The organism is Amaricoccus tamworthensis, from assembly GCF_049800875.1.
GTDB lineage: Bacteria > Pseudomonadota > Alphaproteobacteria > Rhodobacterales > Rhodobacteraceae > Amaricoccus > Amaricoccus tamworthensis.
Map to the genome: position 1 here is coordinate 116,385 of NZ_JBNAFV010000006.1, position 25,141 is coordinate 141,525.

General features: G+C 62.1%; 24 protein-coding genes and 2 tRNA genes. 17 read left to right on the forward strand and 9 right to left on the reverse strand.

The window, feature by feature from the left end:
• The first annotated feature begins 196 nt into the window (after positions 1–196).
• The 4 genes from speA to speB are packed head-to-tail and all read left to right on the forward strand — an operon-like array spanning position 197 to position 5,353.
• A complete protein-coding gene (speA, locus tag ACP15P_RS12295) occupies positions 197–2,080 on the forward strand; it encodes a biosynthetic arginine decarboxylase (protein ID WP_424928761.1) in 1,884 nt (627 codons plus the stop codon).
• Between the two features lie 19 nt (positions 2,081–2,099).
• Positions 2,100–3,305 (forward strand): saccharopine dehydrogenase family protein, encoded by a 1,206-nt coding sequence (locus ACP15P_RS12300; RefSeq protein ID WP_424928762.1) that lies wholly within the window; start codon positions 2,100–2,102, stop codon positions 3,303–3,305.
• 7 nt (positions 3,306–3,312) lie between these two features.
• Positions 3,313–4,488 (forward strand): carboxynorspermidine decarboxylase, encoded by a 1,176-nt coding sequence (gene nspC, locus ACP15P_RS12305; RefSeq protein WP_424928763.1) that lies wholly within the window; start codon positions 3,313–3,315, stop codon positions 4,486–4,488.
• A gap of 10 nt (positions 4,489–4,498) precedes the next feature.
• Complete coding sequence (speB, locus tag ACP15P_RS12310) at positions 4,499–5,353, forward strand: agmatinase (protein ID WP_424928764.1); 855 nt, start codon at positions 4,499–4,501, stop codon at positions 5,351–5,353.
• A 7-nt stretch (positions 5,354–5,360) separates the two neighbouring features.
• Here the strand turns inward: speB and xrtE are convergent, their stop codons facing one another.
• The 7 genes from xrtE to ACP15P_RS12345 all read right to left on the reverse strand — a co-directional run bounded on the left by xrtE (position 5,361) and on the right by ACP15P_RS12345 (position 12,391).
• Positions 5,361–6,959, reverse strand: coding sequence for an exosortase E/protease, VPEID-CTERM system (gene xrtE, locus ACP15P_RS12315; RefSeq protein ID WP_424928765.1), 1,599 nt, complete (start codon positions 6,957–6,959; stop codon positions 5,361–5,363).
• Positions 6,960–7,079: 120 nt separating this feature from the next.
• A tRNA-Lys gene (locus tag ACP15P_RS12320) sits at positions 7,080–7,154 on the reverse strand.
• Positions 7,155–7,226: 72 nt separating this feature from the next.
• Positions 7,227–8,507: a glycerate kinase type-2 family protein gene (locus ACP15P_RS12325; protein WP_424928766.1), complete on the reverse strand. Its 1,281-nt coding sequence runs from the start codon at positions 8,505–8,507 to the stop codon at positions 7,227–7,229.
• On the reverse strand, positions 8,504–9,886 hold the full coding sequence (locus ACP15P_RS12330; protein WP_424928767.1) for an aspartate aminotransferase family protein: 1,383 nt from the start codon (positions 9,884–9,886) through the stop codon (positions 8,504–8,506). Before ACP15P_RS12330 ends, ACP15P_RS12325 begins: the two co-directional genes overlap by 4 nt.
• A gap of 53 nt (positions 9,887–9,939) precedes the next feature.
• A complete protein-coding gene (gene doeB / locus ACP15P_RS12335; RefSeq protein WP_424928768.1) occupies positions 9,940–10,932 on the reverse strand; it encodes a N(2)-acetyl-L-2,4-diaminobutanoate deacetylase DoeB in 993 nt (330 codons plus the stop codon).
• Between the two features lie 3 nt (positions 10,933–10,935).
• Positions 10,936–12,123, reverse strand: coding sequence for an ectoine hydrolase DoeA (gene doeA, locus ACP15P_RS12340; RefSeq protein ID WP_424928769.1), 1,188 nt, complete (start codon positions 12,121–12,123; stop codon positions 10,936–10,938).
• A 192-nt stretch (positions 12,124–12,315) separates the two neighbouring features.
• Positions 12,316–12,391, reverse strand: a tRNA-Lys gene (locus ACP15P_RS12345).
• A 159-nt stretch (positions 12,392–12,550) separates the two neighbouring features.
• Here ACP15P_RS12345 and dapF point away from each other — a divergent pair.
• The 6 genes from dapF to ACP15P_RS12375 all read left to right on the forward strand — a co-directional run bounded on the left by dapF (position 12,551) and on the right by ACP15P_RS12375 (position 17,654).
• Entirely contained in the window at positions 12,551–13,348 is a 798-nt protein-coding gene (dapF, locus tag ACP15P_RS12350; protein ID WP_424928770.1) for a diaminopimelate epimerase, read from the forward strand.
• Positions 13,345–14,604 (forward strand): tRNA (N(6)-L-threonylcarbamoyladenosine(37)-C(2))-methylthiotransferase MtaB, encoded by a 1,260-nt coding sequence (gene mtaB / locus ACP15P_RS12355; protein ID WP_424928771.1) that lies wholly within the window; start codon positions 13,345–13,347, stop codon positions 14,602–14,604. The genes dapF and mtaB overlap by 4 nt, the downstream gene beginning before the upstream one ends.
• Before the next feature lie 315 nt (positions 14,605–14,919).
• Positions 14,920–15,219 (forward strand): hypothetical protein, encoded by a 300-nt coding sequence (locus tag ACP15P_RS12360; protein ID WP_424928772.1) that lies wholly within the window; start codon positions 14,920–14,922, stop codon positions 15,217–15,219.
• 68 nt (positions 15,220–15,287) lie between these two features.
• Positions 15,288–16,178 (forward strand): oxygen-dependent coproporphyrinogen oxidase, encoded by an 891-nt coding sequence (hemF, locus tag ACP15P_RS12365; RefSeq protein WP_424928773.1) that lies wholly within the window; start codon positions 15,288–15,290, stop codon positions 16,176–16,178.
• Positions 16,179–16,267: 89 nt separating this feature from the next.
• Positions 16,268–17,053, forward strand: a complete 786-nt coding sequence (locus ACP15P_RS12370; RefSeq protein ID WP_424928774.1) for an HpcH/HpaI aldolase family protein — start codon at positions 16,268–16,270, stop codon at positions 17,051–17,053.
• A gap of 4 nt (positions 17,054–17,057) precedes the next feature.
• Entirely contained in the window at positions 17,058–17,654 is a 597-nt protein-coding gene (locus tag ACP15P_RS12375) for a hypothetical protein (protein ID WP_424928775.1), read from the forward strand.
• Here ACP15P_RS12375 and ACP15P_RS12380 read toward each other — a convergent pair.
• Positions 17,636–18,787 (reverse strand): CCA tRNA nucleotidyltransferase, encoded by a 1,152-nt coding sequence (locus ACP15P_RS12380; RefSeq protein WP_424928776.1) that lies wholly within the window; start codon positions 18,785–18,787, stop codon positions 17,636–17,638. The two genes, ACP15P_RS12375 and ACP15P_RS12380, sit on opposite strands and share 19 nt — an antisense overlap.
• Positions 18,784–19,392 carry a CoA pyrophosphatase gene (locus ACP15P_RS12385; protein ID WP_424928777.1) on the reverse strand — a complete coding sequence of 203 codons (609 nt, stop codon included), beginning with the start codon at positions 19,390–19,392 and terminating at the stop codon, positions 18,784–18,786. Before ACP15P_RS12385 ends, ACP15P_RS12380 begins: the two co-directional genes overlap by 4 nt.
• A gap of 217 nt (positions 19,393–19,609) precedes the next feature.
• Between ACP15P_RS12385 and mbhE the strand changes: the two genes are divergently transcribed.
• The 7 genes from mbhE to mnhG are packed head-to-tail and all read left to right on the forward strand — an operon-like array spanning position 19,610 to position 25,139.
• Positions 19,610–21,868 (forward strand): hydrogen gas-evolving membrane-bound hydrogenase subunit E, encoded by a 2,259-nt coding sequence (gene mbhE, locus ACP15P_RS12390; RefSeq protein WP_424928778.1) that lies wholly within the window; start codon positions 19,610–19,612, stop codon positions 21,866–21,868.
• Positions 21,865–22,317 (forward strand): MnhB domain-containing protein, encoded by a 453-nt coding sequence (locus ACP15P_RS12395; RefSeq protein ID WP_424928779.1) that lies wholly within the window; start codon positions 21,865–21,867, stop codon positions 22,315–22,317. The genes mbhE and ACP15P_RS12395 overlap by 4 nt, the downstream gene beginning before the upstream one ends.
• Position 22,318: 1 nt before the next feature.
• The gene (locus ACP15P_RS12400; protein WP_424928780.1) at positions 22,319–22,684 is read left to right on the forward strand and encodes an NADH-quinone oxidoreductase subunit K; all 366 of its coding nucleotides are present in this window, start codon (positions 22,319–22,321) and stop codon (positions 22,682–22,684) included.
• Positions 22,681–24,165 (forward strand): proton-conducting transporter transmembrane domain-containing protein, encoded by a 1,485-nt coding sequence (locus ACP15P_RS12405; protein ID WP_424928781.1) that lies wholly within the window; start codon positions 22,681–22,683, stop codon positions 24,163–24,165. Before ACP15P_RS12400 ends, ACP15P_RS12405 begins: the two co-directional genes overlap by 4 nt.
• Positions 24,162–24,506, forward strand: coding sequence for a Na+/H+ antiporter subunit E (locus ACP15P_RS12410; RefSeq protein ID WP_424928782.1), 345 nt, complete (start codon positions 24,162–24,164; stop codon positions 24,504–24,506). Before ACP15P_RS12405 ends, ACP15P_RS12410 begins: the two co-directional genes overlap by 4 nt.
• Entirely contained in the window at positions 24,503–24,808 is a 306-nt protein-coding gene (locus tag ACP15P_RS12415; protein WP_424928783.1) for an MrpF/PhaF family protein, read from the forward strand. The genes ACP15P_RS12410 and ACP15P_RS12415 overlap by 4 nt, the downstream gene beginning before the upstream one ends.
• Positions 24,801–25,139: a monovalent cation/H(+) antiporter subunit G gene (gene mnhG / locus ACP15P_RS12420; protein WP_424928784.1), complete on the forward strand. Its 339-nt coding sequence runs from the start codon at positions 24,801–24,803 to the stop codon at positions 25,137–25,139. The genes ACP15P_RS12415 and mnhG overlap by 8 nt, the downstream gene beginning before the upstream one ends.
• The last annotated feature ends 2 nt before the right edge of the window (positions 25,140–25,141 follow it).

Genomic DNA, 25,141 nt, shown 5'->3' on the forward strand with positions numbered 1-25,141 from the left:
CAAATGACTCTCAATCTGCGCCACCTGGACAGCAATCCGTGCCACTTTGGAGCCAAAAAGGACCGCTTGAGGCCCCGGAACCGCCCCGTTTTTTGCCAACCCACTGTTGAAAACGGCCGGTCAGCAGAGTTACATCCCCTCCTGGAGAGTGGGTGGACGTGGTCAGATTCGTGGACCGTCCGACAGGGAGACCGCGATGGAAAACGACAGTCCTCACGACATTTACGGGATTGAAAACTGGGGCGGCGGCATGATCTCCGTGCTGCCCGATGGCGACATCGGCCTGAGCAATCCGCTCGACCCCTCCATGCCCCGCATGAGCCTGCCCGAGATCGTTAAGGGCCTGAAACAAAGGGGAATTCAGACGCCGCTTCTCCTGCGCGTCAAGCCGTTTCTGGAAAATGGCGTGCGTCAGATCAACGAAAGTTTCGCGGAAGTCATCAAGGCTCTCGGCTACAAAAACGCCTATCGCGGCGTCTTCCCGATAAAGGTCAACCAGCAGGCCCAGGTGATCGAGAGCATTGTGGAGTACGGCCGCAAATACCATTACGGGCTCGAGGCCGGCTCCAAACCCGAACTGGTCATCGCCCTGTCAAAATCCCTCTCCAAAGAGGCGATGATCATCTGCAACGGCGTCAAGGACGCCGAGTTCGTCCGCCTCGCAATCCTCTCCCGCAAGATCGGCTTCAACACGGTTATCGTATTGGAAAGTCGAAAGGAATTGGACACGGTCCTCGACGTCGCGGAGGAGCTGGGGGAGGAGCCGCTGCTCGGTGTGCGCATCAAACTGACCCACCAGATCGGCGGCAACTGGGCCGAAAGCTCCGGCGACCGCTCGACCTTCGGCATGAATACTGACCAGATCGTGTCCGTGATCGACCGCCTCAAACAGGCCGGTCTCCTGCACTGTCTGATGCTCCAGCACTCCCATCTCGGCTCGCAAATCCCCGACGTCAACGACGTCCGCCGCGCCGTGACGGAGGCCTGCCGCTATTTCTCGGAACTGAAATCCGAGGGCGCGCCGCTGACCCACCTCGACCTCGGCGGCGGTTTAGGCATTGATTATACAGGGGAAAAAACCGCTTCTCCCAATTCGATCAACTACACGATACGGGAATACTGCTCCAACGTGGTCGAGACCGTGGCCTATTCCATGGACGAGGCTGGGCTCGATCACCCGGTCATCATCACCGAGAGCGGCCGCGCGGTTGTGGCCAACTCCAGCATCCTCGTCTTCGACGTGCTGGAAACCACGCTCTACGACACACCCGACGCTCCCGATCCGCAGGAGGGCGACCACCACCTGTTGAGCGACATGCGCGGCATCCTGGCATATCTTGTGCCGGAACGGATCCAGGAGTGCATCAACGACGCGGTTTATTACCGCAACGAGATGCGCGCCCTGTTCCGCCGCGGTTATATCGGCCTGCGCGAAATGGCCCGGGGTGAACGCACCCACATGGCCATCATGTCCCGCATCCGCGGCATCGCGCAGGCCTCCGACCTGACGACCGAGATTGACATGCAGCTCAATCAGATCGCGGACATATACCACTGTAATTTCTCGCTTTTTCAGTCCCTGCCGGACGTTTGGGCCATTGACCAGATCCATCCAGTTGTCCCGCTTCAGCGCCTGAACGAGGAACCCGGACGCCGCGCGATCCTCTCGGACATCACCTGCGACAGCGACGGCAAGGTCGACAGCTTCATCCTCTCCGGCGGCCTCTCGCCGTCCCTTCCGGTGCATTCCATCGCGGATGACGAGGAATACTTCATCGGCGCCTTCATCGTCGGCGCCTACCAGGAGACGCTCGGAGACCTCCACAACCTCTTCGGCGACACCAATGTCGCCACCGTCGACCTCCGCCCCGATGGGGGCGTGCACCTGCTTCAGGACACTGAAGGCGACACGATCCACGAGGTTCTGAGCTATGTGGAGTACAACCCGCGCGACATGATCGCGAGTTTCAAAAAACACGTGGACGAGGCCGCCTCGGACGGGCACCTCACACCCGCGGACCGCAAGCAGCTGATCCGGGAATATACCGACAGCATAAATGGTTACACCTACTACGAGTGAAATGACGGGGAGCAATCTGATGGGGAATGTACTGGTAATCGGCGCCGGCGGCGTGAGTTCCGCTGCCGTGAACAAAATGGCCATGAACGCCGATATCTTCACCTCGATCACGCTGGCTTCGCGCCGCAAATTCAAGTGTGACGAGATCGCCGAGGGCGTGAAGGAACGCACGGGCGTGGAGATCGCAACGGCCGAAATTGACGCGATGGACACGGCCGCGGTTGTGGCGCTGATCAAATCCTCCGGCGCCGAACTGCTGGTCAACCTGGCCCTGCCCTACCAGGACCTCGCGCTGATGGACGCCTGCCTTGAGGCCGGCGTTCACTACCTCGACACTGCCAATTACGAGCCCGAGGACGACGCGAAGTTTGAGTATCACTGGCAGTGGGCCTACCAGGAAAAGTTTGAGGAACAGGGGCTTACGGCGATCCTCGGCTCCGGCTTCGATCCCGGCGTGACCTCCGTGTTCGCCACCTGGCTGAAAAAGCACAAGCTCGACACCATCAGTCAGATCGACGTGCTGGACTGCAACGGCGGCGACAATGGCATGCCGTTTGCCACCAACTTCAACCCCGAGATCAACATCCGCGAGGTCACCGCCGACGCCCGCCACTGGGAAAATGGCGACTGGGTGACGACGCCCGCAATGACCAAAAAGGTGACGTTCGACTTCCCCGGCGTGGGGGAGAAGAACATGTACCTGATGTATCATGAGGAACTGGAAAGCCTTTCGACCCATTTCCCGGAAATCGAGCGCGCCCGGTTCTGGATGACCTTCGGCGACGCCTATATCAACCACGTCACGGTGCTGCAGAATGTCGGGATGACGGGCATCGAGCCGGTGATGCACGAAGGCAAGGAGATCATCCCGCTTCAGTTCCTGAAAACCGTACTGCCCGATCCTGGCGAGCTTGGTGCGCTGACCAAGGGCAAGACCTGTATCGGTGACATTGCCACCGGTGAAAAGGACTGCGAAACAAAGACTTACTACATCTACAACATCTGCGACCATGAGGAATGCTACCGCGAGGTCGGCAGCCAGGCGGTGTCCTACACCACCGGCGTACCGGCCATGATCGGGGCCGCGATGGTGCTGAAAGGCATCTGGCGCGATCCGGGTGTGTGGAACATGGAGCAGCTCGATCCGGACGCATTCATGGACATGCTGAACACGCAGGGCCTGCCCTGGGAAGTTCACGAACTGCCCGGTCCGGTGGAGTTCTAAGCCGCCAATGGCCTCAATAATGCAGACCCAGGCCGGTGACGCGGGGGCGTTCCGGTCTTTCGACCTCTCCCGCGTGCCCAGCCCCTGTTTCGTGGTGGATGAGGCGGCGATCGAGCGCAATCTGTCGATCCTGCACGATGTCGGGGAGCGGTCCGGCGCGACGGTTCTGGCCGCGCTCAAGGCGTTTTCGATGTTCTCGCTCGCGCCTCTGACCATGCGGTATCTGTCCGGCGTCTGCGCCTCCGGCCTCTACGAGGCCCGTCTGGGGCGGGAGGAGTACGGCGGAGAGGTCGCGACCTACTGCGCCGGGTACAAGCCGGGGGAAATTGATGAAATCATTGGCCTTTCCGACCACATGATCTTCAATTCCCCGGCCCAGAAGGACCGGTTCCTGCCAAGGATAGGCACCGCCTCGCGCCCCGTCCATGTGGGTCTGCGCATCAATCCGGAGCATTCCGAGGGCGAAATTCCAAAATACGACCCCTGCGCACCCGGATCGCGGCTCGGAACGCCGCTGTCGCAGATCACGGCGGACATGCTTGAGGGCGTGGACGGTTTCCACATGCACACGCTTTGCGAGCAGGGGTTTGAGCCGCTGCTGCGCACGTGGAACGCCATCGAGGACCGCATCTCGCCATTCCTTAAAGACCTGAAATGGCTGAACTTTGGCGGCGGTCACCACATCACGCGCGAGGACTACGACCGCGAAGGGCTGATCGCGTTTATCCGTGATCTGCGCGAGAAAACCGGCCTGACGATCTATCTGGAGCCGGGCGAGGCCGTGGCGCTGGATGCGGGCATTCTGGTGGGCGAGATCCTCGACCTGCCCACCAACGGGGTCGATCTCGCGATCACCGACATCTCCGCCACATGCCACATGCCCGACGTAATCGAGGCACCCTACCGTCCCGCCATGCTCGGCGAGGTTGAGAGCGGCCACACCTATCGCCTGGGCGGTCCATCCTGTCTCGCGGGCGACGTGATCGGGGATTACACCCGGCCGGAACCGCTGCGTATTGGCGACAGGATAGCCTTCCTCGACCAGGGGCATTATTCAATGGTAAAAACCAATACTTTCAACGGTGTACCATTGCCCTCGATCGCGCTCTGGAATTCGGAGACCGATGAACTGCGCATGATCCGCGAGTTTGAATACGCGGATTTCCGGAACCGTCTGTCGTAAGGAGCGGCGCATGGGTATTTTTCTCGACAGTGAACTGACGGACGCCGAACGCGACCCGGCAACCGCCCGGTTTCGCATCATCCCCGTACCGCTCGAGCGCACCGTTTCTTATGGTGCAGGCACCGCGAAGGGGCCAGAGGCGATCATCGAGGCTTCAAACGAACTGGAGCGGAACAGCAACGGCGTGGAGCCCTGTGCCGCCGGAATCACGACCGAAGCGCCCATCGACTGCGACGGTCCGCTGCCCGATATCATGGAGCGCATCGCCGCCCGCACGGAAGCCGCCATCCGCGACGGTCGCATTCCGGTGACGCTCGGCGGGGAACATTCCCTGAGCTATGGCGCCGTGACCGGTGTGGCCCGTGCACTTGGGGAGCCGGTCGGCATTGTCCAGATCGACGCCCATGCGGACCTTCGCATCGCCTATCAGGGCGAGAAGCACTCTCATGCCTCGGTGATGCACCTCCTCGCCAGCGACGGCCACAAGCTGGCGCAATACGGCGTGCGGGCTCTATGCCAGCAGGAAATGGACGGGCGCGAGACCCATGGCGTGGAATTCGTCGACGCCGAGCAACTGGTGACCGACGGCATCCACAGTGTCAAACTGCCGGAGGATTTCCCGCGCAAGGTCTACGTGTCCTTCGACGTGGACGGCCTCGATCCGTCGATCATGCCCGCGACCGGCACGCCGGTGCCCGGTGGGCTTGGCTACTACCAGGCGCTGCATATCGTCGAATCCGCGCTTGCAGGCCGCGAATGTGTAGGGCTCGACGTGGTGGAGCTTGCCCCAAATGGCGAAACGGCTTGGGATTTCACGGCGGCACAGATCACCTACCGGTTGATGGCCTCCTGCATGGGCGACTGACCAAGGGTCAGATCGCGCCCCAGTCCCGGTGCAGCACGGCCCAGGCGGCAACGATGGCATTGGCCACCATATGGGCCACAACCGCATCCGCGAGGCTCCTGCGACGCAGCCAGACAAGGGCAAACATCAGCCCGGCCAGCCCCGCCGCCAGCCAGCGACCATGAAGCAGCGCGAAGAGTGCGGTCGAGACCGCGATTGCAGCTATACGCGCATTGCGACCACTTCGATCCATTTCGGCAAGGATGTATCCGCGAAACACCAGTTCCTCCACCAGCGGAACCAGCAGGACCGTCCCCGCGATCCTTGTAATGGCCCAGAGCGCAAAACCTGTGGTCCCCAGCCCCGCCAGCGCCCCGGTCAGCGCCGCATCGTCCGACACGCCAAACGGCAGCAGGAACAGCCACATCACGCCAACGACCGCCCCGCCCGCCACCGCGACGGGATCAATCGCCCAGGCGATGCGGGCTAGGTAAAGCCTTCGGAAAAACAGCAGCGTCACCAGCATGGCCGCAGCCTTCAACGGGTAGCCAATGGCGGGCGTGGCGAAGGCGGCGGTGGTGACGACGCCGGACATCATAAAGGCAATAAACGGAAACAGCCGCGCGGCGTTCCAGTCCTGGGTGACGGGCAGCGCGGTCGATGCCACGCTGCCAGATTCAGTGATCCGCCACCAGGACACGGTACTGGACAGCCACAGAATGCCGAAGGACAGAATGGTGAAAGCAATCCAGCCTGCCTGGCTGTGGAAGCCTTCCATGGCCAGCTCCGGCGACACCCGGGCGCCGATCCAGACGAGCAGCGAAATCCGCAGCACGTTGAACACCCAGCTTGCGGCAATGCCGAGCGGGATCAGCAGAAAATAATGGGGAAACCGCAGCTCACCACGGCCAAGCCAGGCGTTGAAGCAGATGAAGGCGGTGACAAGGACAAACCCCTCGATGCCTGAACAGGGACTGCCCACCGAGACCACGAAATCGTCGAGCCCGATCCGGTAGGTCTCCGGCTCGGCAAACGGTGCGTTGCCCATTCGGAACAGGACCTGATGGACGGCGTCAAACGTGACCCGCGCCAGATCCTCGACATTCCACAGAAGCTGCCCGATTTCCGCGAGGTCGGGCACGAAAAACGCGGTAAGACAGACCCAAACCGGAGCGAATCCGGTGCTTCGCAGCCAGTTCAGGAAGGCCTGGGGGCTGAAAAACCACAGAAAAGCGCCCGCACCCGCCATGAGCGAGCCGACCGTCCAGACCGCAATCGTGGGCAAGGCGATGGCCGCGGGCGACACAAACAGCGTCGCGATACCGGGAGCGAAGAGCATCGCAAACCCCAGCAGGTGCAAAGCCGCAAATCCGGTCCTGCGCGCCCCGGTCGGGATCTCCGCCGGCTGCACCACCAGGAAGATAACGAGCGCGCCAAACACCACCATGAACCGGGTCAGCAGATCGCCGAACATCATGCATGTGTTCAGCCCACCGGAGACCGGACATTCGAAATTGAGCAGGAACTGGTAGACATAGACCAGCAGCACGACCTCTGACGCAACCACCGCCGCCATAACCGGCAGCGCGCGCTCAAGAGGATTGCCCCCTGTCCTGAAAGTCGCCATGTCCCGTCCATATCCACCGTTTCGGTTGGCCATGGTGTGGCGGCGAAATCTGTAAAACTTATGAATAAACTTACACGACGCGCGATCTGGCGGCGTGAAAAGGTCATGGTTGGGTGAGGTTGGTGGGCCCGGAAGGATTCGAACCTTCGGCCAATTGATTAAGAGTCAACTGCTCTACCACTGAGCTACGGGCCCCACCCAGGGGACGTGGGCAGGTCACCCGCCCGTGTCCGAAGGCGGGTGACTACATCCGGGGACGGTCGGGCGTCAAGACGGATTCGCGGCCCGGGGCTCGATTAGAATGGCGCGGAAATCGTTCACGTTGGTCAGGGTCGGGCCGGTGACGATCTGGTCGCCAATTTCACCGAAGAACGTGTGGCTGTCGCTGCGTTTCAGAACATCCGCCGGGTCGAGGCCCTTTGACTTCGCCTTTTCCAGCGTGTCCGGGCCGCAGAAGGCACCGGCGATCTCGGCCGCGCCGTCCACGCCATCGGTATCCCCGGCGAGCGCGTAAATCCCGGCGCGTCCGTTAAGCGCAATGGCGCAGGACAGAATAAATTCGGCATTCGGGCCACCAACGCCACCGCCCCAGCCGGATACGGTGCATTCGCCACCGGAAATCAGCAGAACCGGTCTGTCGCCGGGGCTCAAACCGTCCTGAATGTCCATCGCCATTTTGGCCTGACGCGCGCCCGCCTCGCGGGCTTCCTCGTCAATACCGTCGCCAAGGTTTCGCGGCTCGATCCCCGCTTCGCGTGCCAGGTCCTCCGCGACGGCGAGGGACTGGGACGGGGCGGAAATCACCCGGTTGTCCACGCGCGAGAGACGGTGATCGTCCGGGGCGACAACGGTCGATCCGGCGTGCAGGGCATCCATCGCGCTTTGCGGCAGCTTCATGTTCCGGTCCGCGATGATTTTCAGCGCGTCCTCAACGGTCGAGGTCTCACCCACCGTCACACCGGAGGCAATATCCCCCGGCACGTCGCCGGTAACATCTGAAATCATCAGGCTCAGCACCGAAGCGGGCCAGGCCATTGCGGCAAGCTGACCGCCCTTGATGCGGGAGAGATGCTTGCGCACCACGTTCATCTGACCAATCGGCGCACCGGATTCGAGCAGGGCGCGGTGCACCGCCTGGAAGTCCTCAAGCGTTATCCCCTCCGCCGGCGCACAGAGCAGCGACGATCCCCCGCCGGAAATCAGGGCGAGGACCAGATCGTCCTCCCCGGCCTCTCCCAGCAGTTTGAGAAGCCGCGCCGTTGCCTCCATGCCCGCCTGGTCGGAGACGGGATGCGCCGCCTCGACGATTTCGATGCCCTGGGTTGGACGGCCGTAGCCGTAGCGGGTGATCACGAGGCCCTCGCAGGGGCCCCAGACGCTCTCGACCGCCTCGGCCATGCGGGCGGAGGCCTTGCCGGCCCCAACCACGAAGACACGACCGGCGGGCTTTTCCGGAAGCGCGCCGGGGATCGTTTTCATGGGGTCGGCCGCGGCCACGGCGGCATCAAACAGTCGGCTCAGAAACGCCTTCGGTTCGGATACGCTCACTTTCCGGACCCCAGGACCTTTTCAACCGCGTTTTTGGTGGCGGCGACGACCGTGTCGGCGTCCTCCCGCGTCAGGCAGAACGGAGGCGCAAAGCCGATGATGTCCCCCTGCGGCATGGCCCGGGCGATAACCCGGTCCTGCGCGAGCATCGCGGCGGCGACCTGCGGGCCGATTTTCTCGGACGCGTCGAAGAACGTGTTGCTGTCGCGGTCCTTCACCATTTCCACGGCGCAGAGCATACCCTCGCCACGGATGTCGCCCACATTCGGATGATCGCCCAGCGCTTCCTGCATGGTGCGATTAAGGTATTCGCCAACCGTGCCCGCGTTGTCGATAAGGTTCAGCTCGTCCAGCAGCTTGAGGTTCGCCACACCGGCGGCGGCACCAATCGGGTGCGCGGAATAGGTCCAGCCATGGCCGATGGGTCCATTTTCATCGGTGCCCTGTTCCAGAACCTTCCAGACCCTGTCGCTGACGATGGATCCGGAGAGCGGCGCGTAGGCGGAGGTCAGGCCCTTGGCGATGGTGATGATGTCGGCTTCAAGCCCGTAATGGGCGGAGCCAAACATGGAACCAAGCCGACCGAAGCCGGTCACGACCTCGTCCACGACCAGCAGAATGTCGTATTTCCTCAGAACCGCCTGAATGGCCTCCCAATAGCCGGCGGGCGGCGGCACGATGCCACCGGTGCCGAGCACCGGTTCACCGATGAAGGCCGCAATGGTGTCGGGGCCCTCGCGCTGGATCATGGCCTCAAGTTCAGCCGCGCAATGGGCCGAGAACTGCTCCTCAGTCTGGCTGCGGTTGTCGCGGCGGAAATAGTATGGCGCGTCGGTGTGGATGATCTGCGCCAGCGGCAGGTCGAATTTCTTGTGGAACAGCTCAAGCCCGGTGAGCGAACCGGTGACAAGGCCCGAGCCGTGATACCCGCGCCAGCGGGAGATGATTTTCTTCTTCTCCGGACGGCCAAGAATGTTGTTGTAGTACCAGATCAGCTTGACGTTGGTCTCGTTGGCGTCCGACCCGCCAAGGCCGAAATAGACCTTCGACATGTTGTCCGGCGCCCGGTCGAGAATCATTTTGGCCAGCGTAATCGAGGTTTCCGTGCCATGCCCGACATACGAGTGGTAATAGGCGAGTTCCTTCGCCTGTTCGGCAATCGCCTCGGCAATCTCCTGGCGGCCGTAGCCCACGTTCACGCAGTAGAGACCCGCAAAAGCGTCGAGAAAGCGCGTGCCGTCCCGGTCCTCGATATGCACTCCGGAGGCCGTCTGGATGACCCGCGAGGCCGTCTCGCCGCGCGCATGCTGCGCCAGATGGGTGGACGGATGGAAAAAGTTTTCGCGGTCCCATTGTCCGAGCGTGTCATTCGTCAGCATTCGATCCTCTCCCGCGCTTGTTGCGTCAGTTGTGTGGCCCGCAAAGGCGTTGTTCAGGTTTCCGGAACCCCCACGACCGCAAGGCAGTCGCCCATTTTGATCAGTCCGGGAAAATGCCGGCTGATCAGGATGCCGCTCCTTGCGGCCCGGTATTCCCTCGGTGCCATGCCGGTCCGGTCCACGGCCCAAACCCGCGCAATAACATCCCCGAGGCTGACCTCATCCCCCAGATCCACCACCGGTTCATGCATCCCCTCGGTGTCGGAGAAGGTGTAACAGTCATCATCCGGCATACGCAGTTCCACGGTCGGGTCAACCTGCATTTCCCCGTCGAGAACGCCCGCATGGATCAGGAAGTTCCGAAGCCCCTTGCGCGCGACCCCGTTTGTCCGTGCGGTTGAGGACCCGCCGCCGCCCAATTCGGTGGAGACGAAAACCTTGCCCATGTCCTCGGCGGCGGTGTCGTACATGCCGAGATTGTCGATTTCCAGAAGCTGAACGGAATAGGGCGCATTGAAGGCGCGCATGGCCTCGAAGCTGGCGGATTCCCGCGTCTTGTCATCCTGCACATGGGCGCAGGCAAACGGGATGAAGTCGAGCGTTTTGCCCCCTGAGTGAAAGTCCAGCACCATGTCCGCCATGGGCAGCATGGTGTTCTGGAAGTAATCCGCGATCTTCTCCGTTGGCGTGCCGTCCGGGCGGCCTGGGAAGGAACGGTTGAGATTGCCCTTGTCATTCGGTGAGGTCCGGGTTCCGGCGCGAAAGGCGGGGTAGTTGAAGGCGGGCACGATAATGACCCGGCCCGTGATGTCCTCCGGGCGCAGGGTCACGGTCAGCTCCTGAAGCGCAATCGGTCCCTCATACTCGTCACCGTGATTGGCGCCGGTCAGCAGAACGGTCGGGCCATCGCCATTCCGTATGACGCAGAGCGGGATCATGATCGCGCCCCAGGCGCTCTGGTCATGGCTGAAGGGCAGGCGCAGAAAGCCGTGATGGATGCCGTCCTCTTCAAAGGGAACCGTGGCTGTAATTGGATTCTCAGGCATCGTTCAGTCTTTCACGATCAGTTTGCGCGGCACGTTGGACAGGCATTCCGGCCCGGACTTTCCAATCCGGATGCTCTCGGTGATCTCAAAACCCCAGTCATCCATCCAAAGGCCGGTCATGAAATGGAAGGTCATGTTTTCGCGCAGTTCGGTGGTAAAGCCCGGCCGCAGTGACATTGTGCGCTCCCCCCAGTCGGGTGGATAGGAGAGCCCGATGGGATAACCCGCGCGGTTGTCCTTCTCGATGCCATGTTTGTTAAGCACGCGGAGGAACGCGTTCGCGATATCCTCGCAGGTGTTGCCCTCCACGGCCTTTTCCAGACCGGCATCCATTCCCTCAAGCACGGCCTTTTCCGCGTCTAGAAAAGTCTGCGTCGGCTTGCCCAGATACACAGTGCGCGACAGGGGGCAGTGATACCGGTTAACGACACCGGCAATCTCAAAGAATGTGCCCTGCCCGTTTTTCATCGGCAGGTCATCCCAGGTCAGGTGCGGCGCGCCCGCATCCGGGCCGGAGGGCAGCAGAGGCACAATCGCGGGATAATCGCCACCATAGCCCGCCTCCGCATCATACCGCAGACCGGCATCATATATGTCCGCCACCAGGTCACATTTGCGCATGCCAGGCTCGACCCGGTCAAAAATACGCTGGTGCATTTTCTCGACGATTTTGCCGGCCTGGCGCATGTAGCCCAGTTCGGCCTCGGATTTTATTGCCCGCTGCCAGTTCACCATGACCGTGGCATCGACAAAGGTCGCATTCGGCAAATGCGTCTGCAGCGAGGCATAAGCCGCGGCGGTGAACCAGTAGTTGTCCATCTCCACGCCGATGCGCCCGGAACCCATGCCCCGGTCGATCAGCTGCTCCGAGAGGTAATCCATCGGGTGGCATTCATCGTTCTGCACGTAATGGTCCGGGTAGCCGATGATGGAATTCGGATCCATGTAACAGGTCAAAAGCGCGCCGTTGGCGTCCTGACCCCGCCCGTACCAGATCGGCTCGCGGTCGAGCGACACGAGGACGCACTGGTGGACATAAAAAGACCAGCCGTCATAGCCGGTCAGCCAGTTCATGTTGGACGGGTCGGTCACAATCAGGAGATCGAGTCCACGGCGTTCCATCTCAGTCCGGGTTTTGGCGAGACGGGAGGCGTATTCCCCGTGAGAAAAATGAAGCGTCGCGCCTGTCATGCCCGTCCTCCCGTTTCCGTGATGGCTTTCGCGAACACTGCCGCAACATCCGGGGGGACGGCAAGGGGTCGTATTCAATGGGAATTTCGACGGTCAGCACCCGAAGTGCGGATCAGGGCGTCGGCGGTTCGGGTGATGTCGGGGAGAATTGGAGGATCGGAACGGGGCACAAAGGCCCCTTCCGGATGCTTTTGGTGAGCCCGACAGGATTCGAACCTGTGACCCACTGATTAAAAGTCAGTTGCTCTACCAACTGAGCTACGGGCCCCTAAAAGCAGCGAGACCACTAAGGGGTCATTCGACCGGGGTCAAGAAGGAATCCTGGTTAATTCACACCGTAGCGAATATGGATCACATCCCCTATATAGCGCCGATGGACAGTGATTCTGGATTTCACGACCCAACGGAGCGTTTCAGGTTCCTGAAAATGCACGGACTGGGCAACGATTTTGTCGTCATCGACGCCAGGAATGGCGGCGATCCGGTGACGCCTGTCCTGGCGAAAGCCCTTGGCGACCGTCATCGCGGCGTGGGATTCGACCAACTGGCCGTGATTGGGCCGGGCGAAAACGGTGAGACAAACATCGATTTCTGGAATTCCGATGGCACGCGGGCCAATGCCTGCGGCAACGCCACGCGCTGCGTTGCCCGTCTGGTCATGTCGGAAACCGGCCACGACCGCCTTGTGTTCCGCACGGGGCGCGGCCAGCTCATTGCCGAGGATGCGGGCAACGGCCTGATTCGCGTCAATATGGGTCAGCCGCAGCAAACCTGGGACACGGTGCCGCTTGCCCGCGATGTCGATCTGGACGCCCTGCACATCGATGGCGCCCCCGGCGCGGTCGGCATGGGCAACCCGCACTGCGTTTTTGTGGTGGATGATGCCGAAGCCGTCGATCTTGAGGCGCGCGGCCCCGTCCATGAACACGATCCGCTGTTCCCCGAACGCACAAATGTTGAGTTCGTTCACGTCATCGACCGCCAAAACATCCGCATGCGCGTCTGGGAACGCGGCGGCATGATTACCCTGGCCTGTGGCTCGGGCGCCTGTGCCGCGGCTGTTGTCACCGCACGTCGCGGGCTGACAGACCGTCGCGTAACCATTCACCTCGACGGTGGACCGCTCGAGATTGACTGGCGCGAGGACGGCGTCTGGATGACCGGGCCAACCGCACTGGTGTTCGAGGGCTGGCTGACCCGCGAGTTTTTGGACGGTCTGCAATGAAAGCGCCTGATTTTTCGACCTTTGGCTGCCGTCTGAACTCCTACGAGACGGAAGTGATGGAGAACCTCGCGAAGGACGCGGGGCTTGAGGACGCCGTGGTGGTCAACACCTGCGCCGTCACCGGCGAGGCCGTGCGCCAGGCCCGGCAGCACATCCGCCGACTGCGCCGGTCAAACCCGGACGCAAAAGTCATCGTGACCGGCTGCGCCGCACAGACTGAGTCCGACAGCTTCGCCAAAATGCCGGAGGTCGATCTGGTCCTCGGCAATGCGGACAAGATGAAACCGGAAGCCTGGGCGGACCTCGCCAAACGCGACGGGAAACAGGTTCAGGTCAGTGACATCATGACCGAGACCCGGGCCGTGGCGCCGCTGGTCAACGGTCTGGGCTCCCGCGCGCGAGCCTATGTTCAGGTTCAAAACGGCTGCGACCACCGCTGTACCTTCTGCATCATCCCCTTCGGACGCGGCAATTCGCGCAGCGTGCCGGTGGATCATGTGATTGAACAGGTTCAGCGGCTGGTGGATCGCGGGTTCAACGAGGTCGTGCTGACCGGTGTGGACCTGACGAGCTGGGGCGCTGATCTCGATGGCGCGCCGCGTCTGGGCGATCTGGTCAACGCCATCATCCGGCGGGTTCCCGACCTGCCCCGTCTGCGGCTGTCGTCGATTGATTCGATTGAGGCTGATCCCCTGCTGATCGAGGTAATCTCAGGTGAAACGCGTCTGATGCCGCACCTGCACCTGTCGCTTCAGCATGGCGACAACATGATCCTGAAGCGCATGAAGCGGCGGCATTCCCGCGAGGACGCCATCGCGTTCTGCGAAACCGTGCGCGCCGCACGGCCGGAGGTTGTGTTTGGGGCTGACATCATTGCCGGCTTCCCGACGGAAACCGATGAGATGTTCGACAATTCCGCGAAACTGATTGCGGATTGTGGACTGACCTGGATGCACGTCTTCCCCTTCAGCGCCCGCAAGGGGACGCCAGCGGCCCGTATGCCGCAGGTTCCGGGGGATGTGGGTAAGCGACGCGCGTCGGTGCTGCGCGATCTGGGACAGGCCCAGGTGCGGCGGCATCTTGATGCGATGCAGGGCATGACCTGCTCAATTCTGGTGGAAAAGCCCGGAGTGGGTCGCACGGAAAGCTTTGCGTTGACGCGGTTTTCCGGCGATCATGAACCTGGGTCGATCTTCCGGGCGAAGATCACCGGTCAGGAGAACGGCCGGCTTACCGCCGAGGCACTGTCCTCCTGATCCGGTCAGGATCGGGTTGTCTTAATTCTCAATCGCGTCCACGGTTTCCGATGTGTCCTGTTTGACGCCTTCGACGGTGTTGCTGCATGCGGCCAGCAGGCTTGCGGCGACGACGAATACGAGACCAAAATGTTTCATAACTTCCCTCCGTTGGAAGGCCGGACGCATCCGGCGCGGTTGCTTTAACAGTAACGGAACTGTCATGTCCGGTTTTGGTTCCACACCCGCGTGCGGGCTGGATTGCCGGGGATACATGTTTATGGTATTAACTTCACCGGCGGACCGTCCGCATGGTAACAGCATCATGGAGCGCACATGCCTGCACCAATCGCACTTTCACCGCTCGCCTGGGCCGCCCTGCGGTACGGGGCGGTTACGGCTTTGGCCTATTACGCGACCCGCAACCGGACGTCCGAGCCGAAGGACGTGCATCACGACGCCGCGCTGAACGACCTGCCCGAGGGGCTGCGGGCACATCGGCACCGGGCCGAGGGCGAAAACGCCACTCATGCGGCCGGACGCCTGCGCCGCACGGTGCGGCTGGGCCGGTCCGGGCCTGGTGTGGAAATCGATGCCTCAGCCATTGGCAGGCTGCGGTTCCGCCGGGTGGACTGACGCGCTTCGGTCTGGACGATCCGGGCCGCGACAACTAATGCACTCCCAGCCAGAAACGGGAGTGGACCATGAATATCTCCGACGACCACAAATCGCGGGCCTCGGCCTGGTTTGAGGACATCCGCAACCGGATCTGCGCGGCGTTCGAGGCACTTGAGGACGCGCAGGACACCGGCCCGTTTGCCGGGCTGGAACCCGGCCGGTTTGAACGCAAAACCACCCGCAGGGCGGGAGAGGATGGCGAGGACGCGGGCGGCGGTGTCATGTCCGTCATGCGCGGTGGCCGCGTGTTCGAGAAAGTCGGCGTCAACATCTCCACCGTCCATGGCAAGCTCGCGGACCGGGCGCAGAAAAGCCTGACCGCCCGCAAGGAAATTCCCGGACTGGAGCAGGACCCGCGCTTCTGGGCCTCCGGCATCAGCCTCGTAGCCCATATGCGCTCGCCCAAAACGCCCGCGGTTCACATGAATACACGCATGTTCTGGACGCCGGGAGCCTGGTGGTTCGGAGGCGGGGCCGACCTCAACCCGATGATTGAGAACGACGCGGATACCGCCGATTTCCACAACACACTGAAATCCGCCTGCGACGCCCATGACGCGGAGTATTACCCGCGCTTCAAGGCCTGGGCGGACGAGTATTTCATGATCCGCCACTGGAACGAGCCGCGTGGCGTCGGCGGAATTTTCTATGACGATCTGTGCACCGGTGACTGGGAGGCCGATTTTGCCTTCACGCAAAGTGTTGGCAAAGCCTTCATCGACGCCTTCGTGCCGATCACCGAGCGCCACATGCGCACGCCATGGACCGACGACGAGCGCGAGATCCAGCTTGTGAAACGCGGGCGCTACGCCGAGTTCAACCTCGTCTATGACCGCGGCACGCAGTTCGGCCTTCAGACCGGTCACAACCCGGAGGCGGTACTGATGTCCCTGCCCCCGGTGGCGAAATGGCCGTAGGACGCGAAGCGCATTAAAATCAATCAATTCCGCTCTGGTGCCCGTCAGCCGTTCGGCCTAACGTTCGCAAAAAACACCAGGGAGGTCACATGCAACCGAACAGAATTCGCCAGCTGTGGAGCGAAAACAAACCAGCGGTCAACGGCTGGCTGTCCACCGGTTCCGGTTTCGTGGCCGAGATCATGGCCGAACAGGGCTATGACACCCTGACCATCGACACCCAGCACGGGCTTATGGGCCACGCCGAATGCGTCTCCATGCTGATCGCCCTGCGCAACAGCGGCGTCTGTCCCCTGGTGCGCGTGCCCTGGCTCGATCCCGCGCCTGTCATGCGCGCACTCGATGCCGGTGCGCTCGGGATCATCTGCCCCATGATCAACACGCGCGCCGAGGCCGAGCAGTTCGTGGGCGCGATGAAATACCCGCCCGACGGTATCCGCAGCTTCGGCCCCACCCGTGCCATCATAGCCCACGGTCCCGGCTACTACGCCGCGGCCAATGACGATGTGGTCGGCTTTGCGATGATCGAGACTGAGGAAGCCTTCGCGAATGTCGAAGAAATCGCCGCGACACCCGGGCTCGACGCGCTCTATGTCGGACCGTCCGATCTCGCGAGCAGCCTGGGCCAGGGCCGCCTGCCCCCAGGCGTCGACCGCGAGGAGCAGGACATGATTGACGCCATCCGGCGCATTCTCGATGCCGCGAAAAAGCACGGGCTGCGCGCGGGCATTTTCTGTGGCTCCCCGGAATACGCCGCCCGCGCGGTTGAGTGGGGTTTCGACATGGTGACCGTTCAAAACGACACACGCCTTCTGGCGGCCGCTGCGGAAAAAAGCGTCGCCAAAACCCGTGCGCTGATTGCGGGCGACGACTAGGCGCTTGGCGGACCGTATTGCCATACTGGGCTGGGGCTCGCTGCTCTGGGATCTCGATGATCTGGCCGAACACGTGCATGGCGACTGGATGCAGCGCGCCGGGCCCCGTCTGCCGATGGAGTTCAGCCGTATCAGCGCGAAGCGCAAGGATGGGCTTGTGGTCTGTCTCGACCCGAAAGTCGGCGTGCCCTGCGCCACCCATGCGATTGTTTCGAGGGCGGACCGGATTGCCACCGCCCGCGCCGATCTGGCCCGCCGCGAACGCGCGCCCGATCATAGGGTCGGCTGGGCTGATATTTCGGGCAGAGGCGAAAGCAGTATGCCCGAGGTCATTGCGCAGGTGGCGATCTGGTGTGAGGAAAACGGATGGGCGGGCGCGGTCTGGACCGATCTTGAGCCCAATTTTGAGTTGAATACCGGCCAGCCGTTCAGCGTCGAAAACGGCATCGCATACCTCAAAACCCTGAGCGGCGAAAACCTGACCGAGGCGCTGCAATACATCCGTCGTGCCCCGCCAACCACCCGCACGCCTCTGCGCCGCGCCTTGAGCCGCGATCCGTGGTGGCGGGACCTGGTGGAGGCCTATTCCGAAAGAAGCTGAGCCTTCGTCGCGTGAAAATCCGACGACACCCATTTGGCTTCCAGAAGCCGCAGGGCCTCACCCAGAGCGGCGCCGGTCTCATCCAAATCCGCGGCCCTGACTGGAAATTTGGCGCTGGCCCCACGGTCAATCTCCGCGATCAGGTCCGGTGCCAAGGGCATTTCCAGCGACGCCCCCTGGATCAATGCGGCATCGAGCGCGGTGTCCCGTCCAAAATAATACCCGCTGACCGCCGGCGGATACATCGCATCGAGCGCCTTGCCGATGGCACCGAAGGCGCGGCGATCCGCCTTTGACATGCGCAGGGCATCGGTCCAGTCGGGGGACTGCCCCAATACCGCGAGCCGTCGCAACCAGCGCGGCTCCACGCCCAGCGCCCGTTCATGCTCGACCAGCACCGGCAAAAACCGCGCAAGGCTGCCGGGCAGTACCGCATTCAGCACGCCGGAGGTCGACATCGCCGCCACCGCCTGACCTGGATCGGCGGCCGCCAGCAGGCGCGAGATTTCCGCGCCAACACGCTCGCGCGACAGCTGCGCCAGCCCGTCAGTCCCCGCCGCACAGGCCGAGAGGCCATCCGCATCCAGCCCGCCTTCGGGGTTTCCGTACCAGGCGTAGAAACGAAAGAACCGCAATATGCGCAGGTAATCCTCCGCGATCCGGCGATCGGCATCGCCGACAAAGCGCACCAGCCCGGCCCGCAGGTCGTTCATACCGCCGAGTGGATCGAGCACCTCGCCGTCCGGTGTGGCATAGAGCGCGTTCATGGTGAAATCGCGCCGCGCCGCATCCTCGTTCAGATCGGCGGACCAGGCGACCCTCGCGTGCCGACCGGTGGTTTCCTCATCGCGGCGGAAGGTCGTGACCTCAAAACCGGTCCCGTCGCTCACCACGGTCACCGTCCCATGATCCAGCCCGGTCGGGACGGCGCGCAGGCCAGCGGCCGAAACGATCTCCATCACGCGTTCGGGGACCTCATCGGTCGCCATGTCCACATCGGTGACGGGTCGCCCCATCAGCGAATTGCGCACGCATCCGCCCACGAACAGAACACGCGCCCCTGCCGCGGAAAACGCGTCACAGACACGGCGCGTGGACGGATCGGTCAGCCAGCTTCCCTCTACGCGGGTCACCGTCCGTAAACCCGGTCACCCAGGGATTTGATGATCCGCGCCGTCGCCCCCCAGATGTACCAGGGGCCATAGGGGATCACGTAATACGGACGCAGCTGGCCCTTCCACATGCGTTCCCGCATCTGCAGGTTGCTGGGGTTCAGCACGAAGGACAGCGGCACCTCAAACACGGATTCGACCTCCGAGCGGTCGGGAACCGGTTTGAAATCGCCATGAACGATGCCCACAAACGGCGTGACCATGAAGCCGGTCACGGTCTCGTGGCCGTCAAACCGACCGAGAATCTCGACCTTTTCGCGGGCCAGACCGATCTCCTCCTCCGTTTCGCGTAGGGCGGTGTCCATCGGGGACTGATCGTCATGCTCCTGCTTGCCGCCAGGAAAAGAGACCTGGCCGGGGTGGTGGCGGAGCCCCATGGTCCGCCGCGTCAGCACCATGTTCAGCTCGCTGCCACGCTGGGTCAGCGGCACCAGCACCGATGCGGGCCGCAACGTCCAGTCACCGGCCGGTCGCGCCGAAGGGTTCAGGTCAAAATCCGAGGAACCCGACCGGTCGCCGGTCAGGGCATGTTCAATATGGTTCAGGTTGAGTGAGGATACATCCATGGTGCCTAAATGGTATCACAGGACCTGACGCGCAAGTGAAGATGTTGGTGCGAAGCCATGAGTTTACCTTGGGGCACGCTCTGTGTACCGTAAGCTTAATAAGACGATTCCGTAACAGACCGGACCGGCGGATCACGACCATCCCGCCGCTACCGGAGACGGAGCAAAAAGAACACTCCGGTCATTCCGGCCGGAAAACAGGGAAAGAGGGTACGCATTGGCCGAAACCCCGGACGAACCGACCATAACGCGGGAGGCCGGTATCTGGCGTTTCATCCCCGCCGTTATCGCCGCACTCGTGACCCTCTGGTTCACGAAATTCATTTCGCCCGTGGCAAACGGGCAGTATCCCGAATACGTCGTCACCTGGGTTGAAAGCGCGGGCGTCAGTTTCGCCTTCCGGCTCGATGGTCTGTCACTCGCCTTCGCGCTGCTCATTTGCGGTATCGGCGCGATGGTGTTCCTCTATGCCTCCGCCTATTTCCGGTCGGATCGCAGGCTTTTGTCGTTGCAGCTGACCCTGATCGCCTTCGCCATCTCCATGCTCGGGCTGACCACGGCGGATGATGCCGTGACGCTGTTCATCTTCTGGGAAGGCACCACGATCACGTCATACCTTCTGGTCGGGTTCGACCATGAGAAGGAAACCTCCCGTCGCGCGGCGCTTCAGGCGCTTCTGATCACCGGCGCGGGTGGTCTGGCTCTGTTTGCGGGGCTGCTGATCATGGGCGGCATCGCCGGAACCTACCGGATTTCCGAGATGAATCTGCTCGGTGAGACGTTCAAATCCCATGAGATGTACGCCACCATCTTCGTGCTGGTGATCCTGGGCTGCTTCACCAAATCGGCGCAGTGGCCGTTTCATTTCTGGCTTCCCGGCGCGATGGCCGCCCCGACGCCGGTAAGCGCCTATCTGCATTCGGCAACGATGGTGAAGGCCGGAGTTTACCTGATGGCGCGGCTGATGCCCGCACTTGGCGGCACGGATCTCTGGGTCTGGACGCTGATCCCGTTTGGGGCCTTCACAATGATTCTCGCCTCGGTCTGGGCAATGCGTCAGACCGACCTGAAACTCATGCTGGCCTTCACCACGGTCATGGGCCTGAGCATGATGACCATGCTTCTCGGGGTATCCACCAACGCCGCGATTGCGGCTGCGATGACGTTCCTGCTGGTTCACGCGTTCTACAAGGCCGCACTCTTCCTGTCCGTCGGCATGATTGAGAAGGGCTCCGGATCGCGCGACTACACGAAGGTCGCCGGGCTGTCCCGTGCATTGCCGCTGACCACAACCGTTGTGGGCCTCGCCGCCCTGTCCATGGCGGGTCTGCCGCCACTGTTTGGCTTCATCGGCAAGGAAATGATCTACGAGGCCGGTCTGCACTCGCATCACGCCGCGATGTTCGTCGTCGGCGCGGCGCTGGTCGCCAACGCACTCATGGTTGCCTGTTCCGGAATGGTTGCGATCCGTCCCTTCTTCTTCAGCGATCAGCAGGCGCCAAAAAACAATCCCGCCGATCCCGGCTGGGGTCTGTGGCTTGGGCCGGTCATTCTCTCGGGGCTTGGCCTGCTCTGCGGTCTGTTCCCCGGCATCATCGGGTATACCCTCGTTGAGCCCATGGTGGTGGCCGTGGCCGGTGAACCGATGGAGGGATACCTTGCGCTCTGGCACGGGTTTGGAATGCCGCTTCTGCTAAGTGTCGCCACCTTTGCCCTCGGCGCCCTCCTGTATTTCGGTCTGGACCACATCCGCGAGTTCCTGTTCCGCATCGAGGATGACGTGCCCGAGACCGAACGCTGGTATGACGGCTTTCTCGTGGCGATGGGCAGCATTGCCCGCAACGGCTCCATACTCGTCCAGAACGGCAGCATGACAAGCTACCTGCGCCGGACCTTCATGGTCATGGCCATCCTGATCTGGGTCGCGCTGCTCTCCGGCACCTGGACCTGGCCCGCATTCGCGCTGAGCGGCGAGTTGATCGACTGGGCGATTTTCCTGCTCATCACCGCCTCTCTCGCCGTGGTTCTCGGCAGTTCCTCACGCCTCGCGGCCATCACGGCGCTGGGCGGTGTCGGAGCCGGGATCGCCATCATCTTCGTAGTCTACGGCGCGGTCGATGTGGCCATGACGCAGCTCTTCGTGGAGATCCTTGTCGTCGTGTTCATGGCAATCGCAATGGTCAAACTGCCCGTGACCGGCATCGCCCGTTTCCGTCCGCGCGACGCGGCGGTCGCCGCGTTCCTGGGTCTCGGTGTGACCATGTCGATGCTCATGGTGCTCGGCACCGATATCGACCTGTCGCTCACAGGCTTCTTTGTGGAGAAGAGCTACCCCGAGGCGTTCGGGCGCAACATCGTCAACGTTATCCTGGTCGACTTCCGCGGCTTTGACACCATGGGCGAAACGGCAGTGATCTGCTTCGCCGCGATGGCCGCATACGCCGTTCTGAAAGCGGGCCGAAAGGTTAGGAAATGAACTCGGTAATTCTCAGCACCACGGCAAGACTTCTTCTGCCGCTCATCGTGATCCTGGCCCTGTTTGTTTTCAACCGGGGCCACAACGAACCCGGTGGCGGCTTCATCGGCGGGCTGCTCGCGGCCATTGCCTTCACCCTGGTGGAGAAATCCGCCGGCGTGGATTACGCCCGCAAGGTCCTCTATTTCCGACCGCTCTCCATTGCCGCGTTCGGTCTTGGCTGCACGCTGGTCGGCGGTCTCTGGGGCGGCATCAAATACGGCTATTTCCTCAAGGGTGTCTGGCCGTTCATCACCAAACTGGCGGACGGTTCGAAATCCGGCCTTCCGGTGGGCTCGATCCTTCTCTTCGACTTTGGCGTGTTCCTCGTGGTGCTTGGCGGCGTGCTTGGCATCCTGTTCACACTGGAGGAGGTCGTGGCCTCGGAAACGGACCTGGAGGACAGCTGACATGGAGATAATGCTCGCCGTCCTTGCCGGTGCCCTGGTCGCAGCAGGCGCATATCTGATGATGAACGGGAAGACCCTTCCCTATCTGTTCGGCCTGACCATGATCAGTAACTCGGCCAACATCATCATTTTCGCCTCCGGCCGCCTGACCTTTGGCAAACCACCGCTGGTGCCCGAAGGTGAGAAATACATCCAGGGAGCGGCCAACGCCCTGCCGCAGGCACTGATCCTGACCGCGATCGTGATCGGGTTCGGCCTGCTGGTCTTCGCGCTCTGCCTCGCCTACCGCTCGTATTACGTGCTCGGAACAATTGAGATGGATCAGATGCACTCGTCTGAACCCGGAACGGAGGCGAACCCGCAGTGATCCTCTTCTGGCCCGTTGTCATACCGTTTTTTACGGCCGTTCTCTGCCTGCTCGCGTGGAAATCCACCGAGATGCAGAAGGGTATCTCGCTTGCCGGTGCGCTCGCGCTCTTCGGCTCCGCCCTGATGATTTTCGCGGAGGTGGCCACCAACGGCCCCTTCGCCGCCCAGGCGGGCAGCTGGCCCGCCCCCTTCGGCATCACCATGGTCGCGGACATGCTCTCAGCCATCATGATGCTTCTCGTGGGTTTCGTTGCCGTCTGCGTCGTGATGTTCAGCTTCTCGGACATCAGCAACGAGGAGATTCATTTCGGCCACCACACCCTGACCCATGCGCTCTTTGCGGGAATCAGCGGGGCCTTCCTGACCGGCGACATTTTCAACATGTATGTCTGGTTCGAAGTGATGCTGATCGCGTCCTTCGGCCTGCTCGTCGTGGGTGGCGGGCGTGAGCAGTTCGACGGGGCGGTGAAGTATGTCGGCCTGAACCTGATCGCCACGGTCGCCTTCATCGCGGGCGTCGGTCTGCTTTATGGCGCAACCGGTGCGCTGAACATGGCCGATCTGCATGCGAAACTCGCGGGCCGATCCTCGGAGGCCGCTATTCTTGCCTCCGCCGCATTCCTGCTCTTCGCCTTCGGCTCCAAGGCGGCGCTCTTCCCGGTGTTTTTCTGGCTTCCTGCCTCCTACCACACGCCATCATTTTCCACCTCGGCTCTGTTCTCCGCCCTGCTGACCAAGGTGGGGGTTTACGCGCTGATCCGCGTTTTCACGCTTGTATACGACATCGACGGCACCCTGATGCAGCCCATCCTGATCTGGGGCGCGGTCCTGACCATGCTCTTCGGTGCGCTCGGATCGCTCAGCCAAAACAGCGTGCGACGGGTGCTGGGCTACTCGATCATCACCTCGATCGGCTTCATGATTTTGGGCTTGGGTTTGGGAACCCCGCTCGCCATCACCGCAGGGGCCTTCTACCTGTTCCAGGACGTTCTGGTGAAAGCCAACCTGTTCCTCATGGCCGGAGCCACGGCCCGCCTGACCGGTTCGGAACTGTTCGCGCGCTCCGGCGGGATGTGGCGGGCGCATCCGGCGCTGTCACTTCTGTTCCTGATCCCGGCGCTCTCGCTTGCGGGCGTGCCGCCGTTTTCGGGGTTCTGGGGTAAATTCCTGCTGGTCACGGCCGCGCTTGAGGTCAACGGATATTTCCTGACCTTCGCCATCCTCGCTACCGGTTTCCTGACGCTCTTTGCCATGGGCCGCGTCTGGGCCGCCGTTTACTGGACGCCGCACCCATCCGGGCCGCGCGCCATCACCGGCAGCCTGGGGCCATCCACCCTGGTCCCCATTCTGGCCCTGACCATCATGATCGTCGCCATCGGAATTGACGCGAACACATATGTGGAACTGGCCACTACCGTCGGGGCGCAGATCACCGACCCGACGGGGTACATAACGGCAGTCCTTGGAGGTGCGGAATGATCACGTTCATCAAGCGCAGCCTGAGTTTCATCTATCTCTTCATCATGTTCCTGAAGGATCTGATCATCTCGAGCGTCCAGGTCGCGCAGGTCGTGCTGTCACCACGCGACGCCACAAAACCGCGCCTTGTGACCATCCCGCTCAACGTGACCACGGATGCGGGCATCACCATGGTGGCAAACTTCATTTCCCTGACTCCGGGCACACTCAGCATCGACGTAAGCGACGACCGCACCAAGCTTCTCGTCCATGACCTTCTGGCCGGGGACAGCAGCGAGGAAACCCGCGAGGACGTGCGCACCGGCATCGAATCCCGGGTATTGAAGGTGACCGGCAAATGATTATCGAATCCATCGCGACCGGCTTCTATGGCCTCGCCCTTCAGATCACCGCGCTTTTTCTGATCATCGCGCTTCTGGCCGCCGGTTACCGGCTGCTGGTTGGGCCAACACTGGCGGACCGGATCATATCTCTCGACATGGTTTCCATGCTGCTGGTCGTGTTCCTGGTGATTGTCAAACTCGTCACCGGGCAAAACGCCTATATCTACGTGGCCATCGGGCTGGCGCTGATCTCGTTCCTTGCGACGGTCGCGTTCGCGCATTTTCTCGAACGCTCACAGGGGGACAAGCTCGATGACTGACATCATTTCCAGCCTGTTTCTGATCGCCGGGGGCTTTTTCTGCATGGTTGCCGGGATTGGTGTGATCCGGCTCAATGACATCTACGCCCGCATGCACGCCGCCACAAAAGCCGGCACCCTGGGCCTCGGTCTTGTCTGTGTGGCCGTGATGATCCGGGCGGACAGTCTGCTTCATATGGCGGAGGCGCTGTTCGTGTTTCTGTTCATGATCGCAAGCGCCCCGGTTGGCGCGCATCTGATCGGACGGGCCGTGTTCCGCACGCGCTCGCCCATCGACCCGAAAACCAAGGCCGACAGCGACGTGGAGGATTTCCGCACGCCGGAAGCCTGAAC

Bases quoted from the DNA above. Each gene is read 5' to 3' on its own strand.
- ACP15P_RS12370 (WP_424928774.1), top strand. From the start codon at position 16,268: ATGCAACCGAACAGAATTCGCCAGCTGTGGAGCGAAAACAAACCAGCG.
- speB (WP_424928764.1), top strand. From the start codon at position 4,499: ATGGGTATTTTTCTCGACAGTGAACTGACGGACGCCGAACGCGACCCG.
- ACP15P_RS12300 (WP_424928762.1), top strand. From the start codon at position 2,100: ATGGGGAATGTACTGGTAATCGGCGCCGGCGGCGTGAGTTCCGCTGCC.
- ACP15P_RS12410 (WP_424928782.1), top strand. From the start codon at position 24,162: ATGATCACGTTCATCAAGCGCAGCCTGAGTTTCATCTATCTCTTCATC.
- doeA (WP_424928769.1), bottom strand. From the start codon at position 12,123: ATGACAGGCGCGACGCTTCATTTTTCTCACGGGGAATACGCCTCCCGT.
- ACP15P_RS12400 (WP_424928780.1), top strand. From the start codon at position 22,319: ATGGAGATAATGCTCGCCGTCCTTGCCGGTGCCCTGGTCGCAGCAGGC.
- ACP15P_RS12395 (WP_424928779.1), top strand. From the start codon at position 21,865: ATGAACTCGGTAATTCTCAGCACCACGGCAAGACTTCTTCTGCCGCTC.
- ACP15P_RS12385 (WP_424928777.1), bottom strand. From the start codon at position 19,392: ATGGATGTATCCTCACTCAACCTGAACCATATTGAACATGCCCTGACC.
- ACP15P_RS12330 (WP_424928767.1), bottom strand. From the start codon at position 9,886: ATGCTGACGAATGACACGCTCGGACAATGGGACCGCGAAAACTTTTTC.
- speA (WP_424928761.1), top strand. From the start codon at position 197: ATGGAAAACGACAGTCCTCACGACATTTACGGGATTGAAAACTGGGGC.
- xrtE (WP_424928765.1), bottom strand. From the start codon at position 6,959: ATGGCGACTTTCAGGACAGGGGGCAATCCTCTTGAGCGCGCGCTGCCG.
- doeB (WP_424928768.1), bottom strand. From the start codon at position 10,932: ATGCCTGAGAATCCAATTACAGCCACGGTTCCCTTTGAAGAGGACGGC.
- ACP15P_RS12360 (WP_424928772.1), top strand. From the start codon at position 14,920: ATGCCTGCACCAATCGCACTTTCACCGCTCGCCTGGGCCGCCCTGCGG.
- hemF (WP_424928773.1), top strand. From the start codon at position 15,288: ATGAATATCTCCGACGACCACAAATCGCGGGCCTCGGCCTGGTTTGAG.
- nspC (WP_424928763.1), top strand. From the start codon at position 3,313: ATGGCCTCAATAATGCAGACCCAGGCCGGTGACGCGGGGGCGTTCCGG.
- mnhG (WP_424928784.1), top strand. From the start codon at position 24,801: ATGACTGACATCATTTCCAGCCTGTTTCTGATCGCCGGGGGCTTTTTC.
- ACP15P_RS12415 (WP_424928783.1), top strand. From the start codon at position 24,503: ATGATTATCGAATCCATCGCGACCGGCTTCTATGGCCTCGCCCTTCAG.
- dapF (WP_424928770.1), top strand. From the start codon at position 12,551: ATGCACGGACTGGGCAACGATTTTGTCGTCATCGACGCCAGGAATGGC.
- mtaB (WP_424928771.1), top strand. From the start codon at position 13,345: ATGAAAGCGCCTGATTTTTCGACCTTTGGCTGCCGTCTGAACTCCTAC.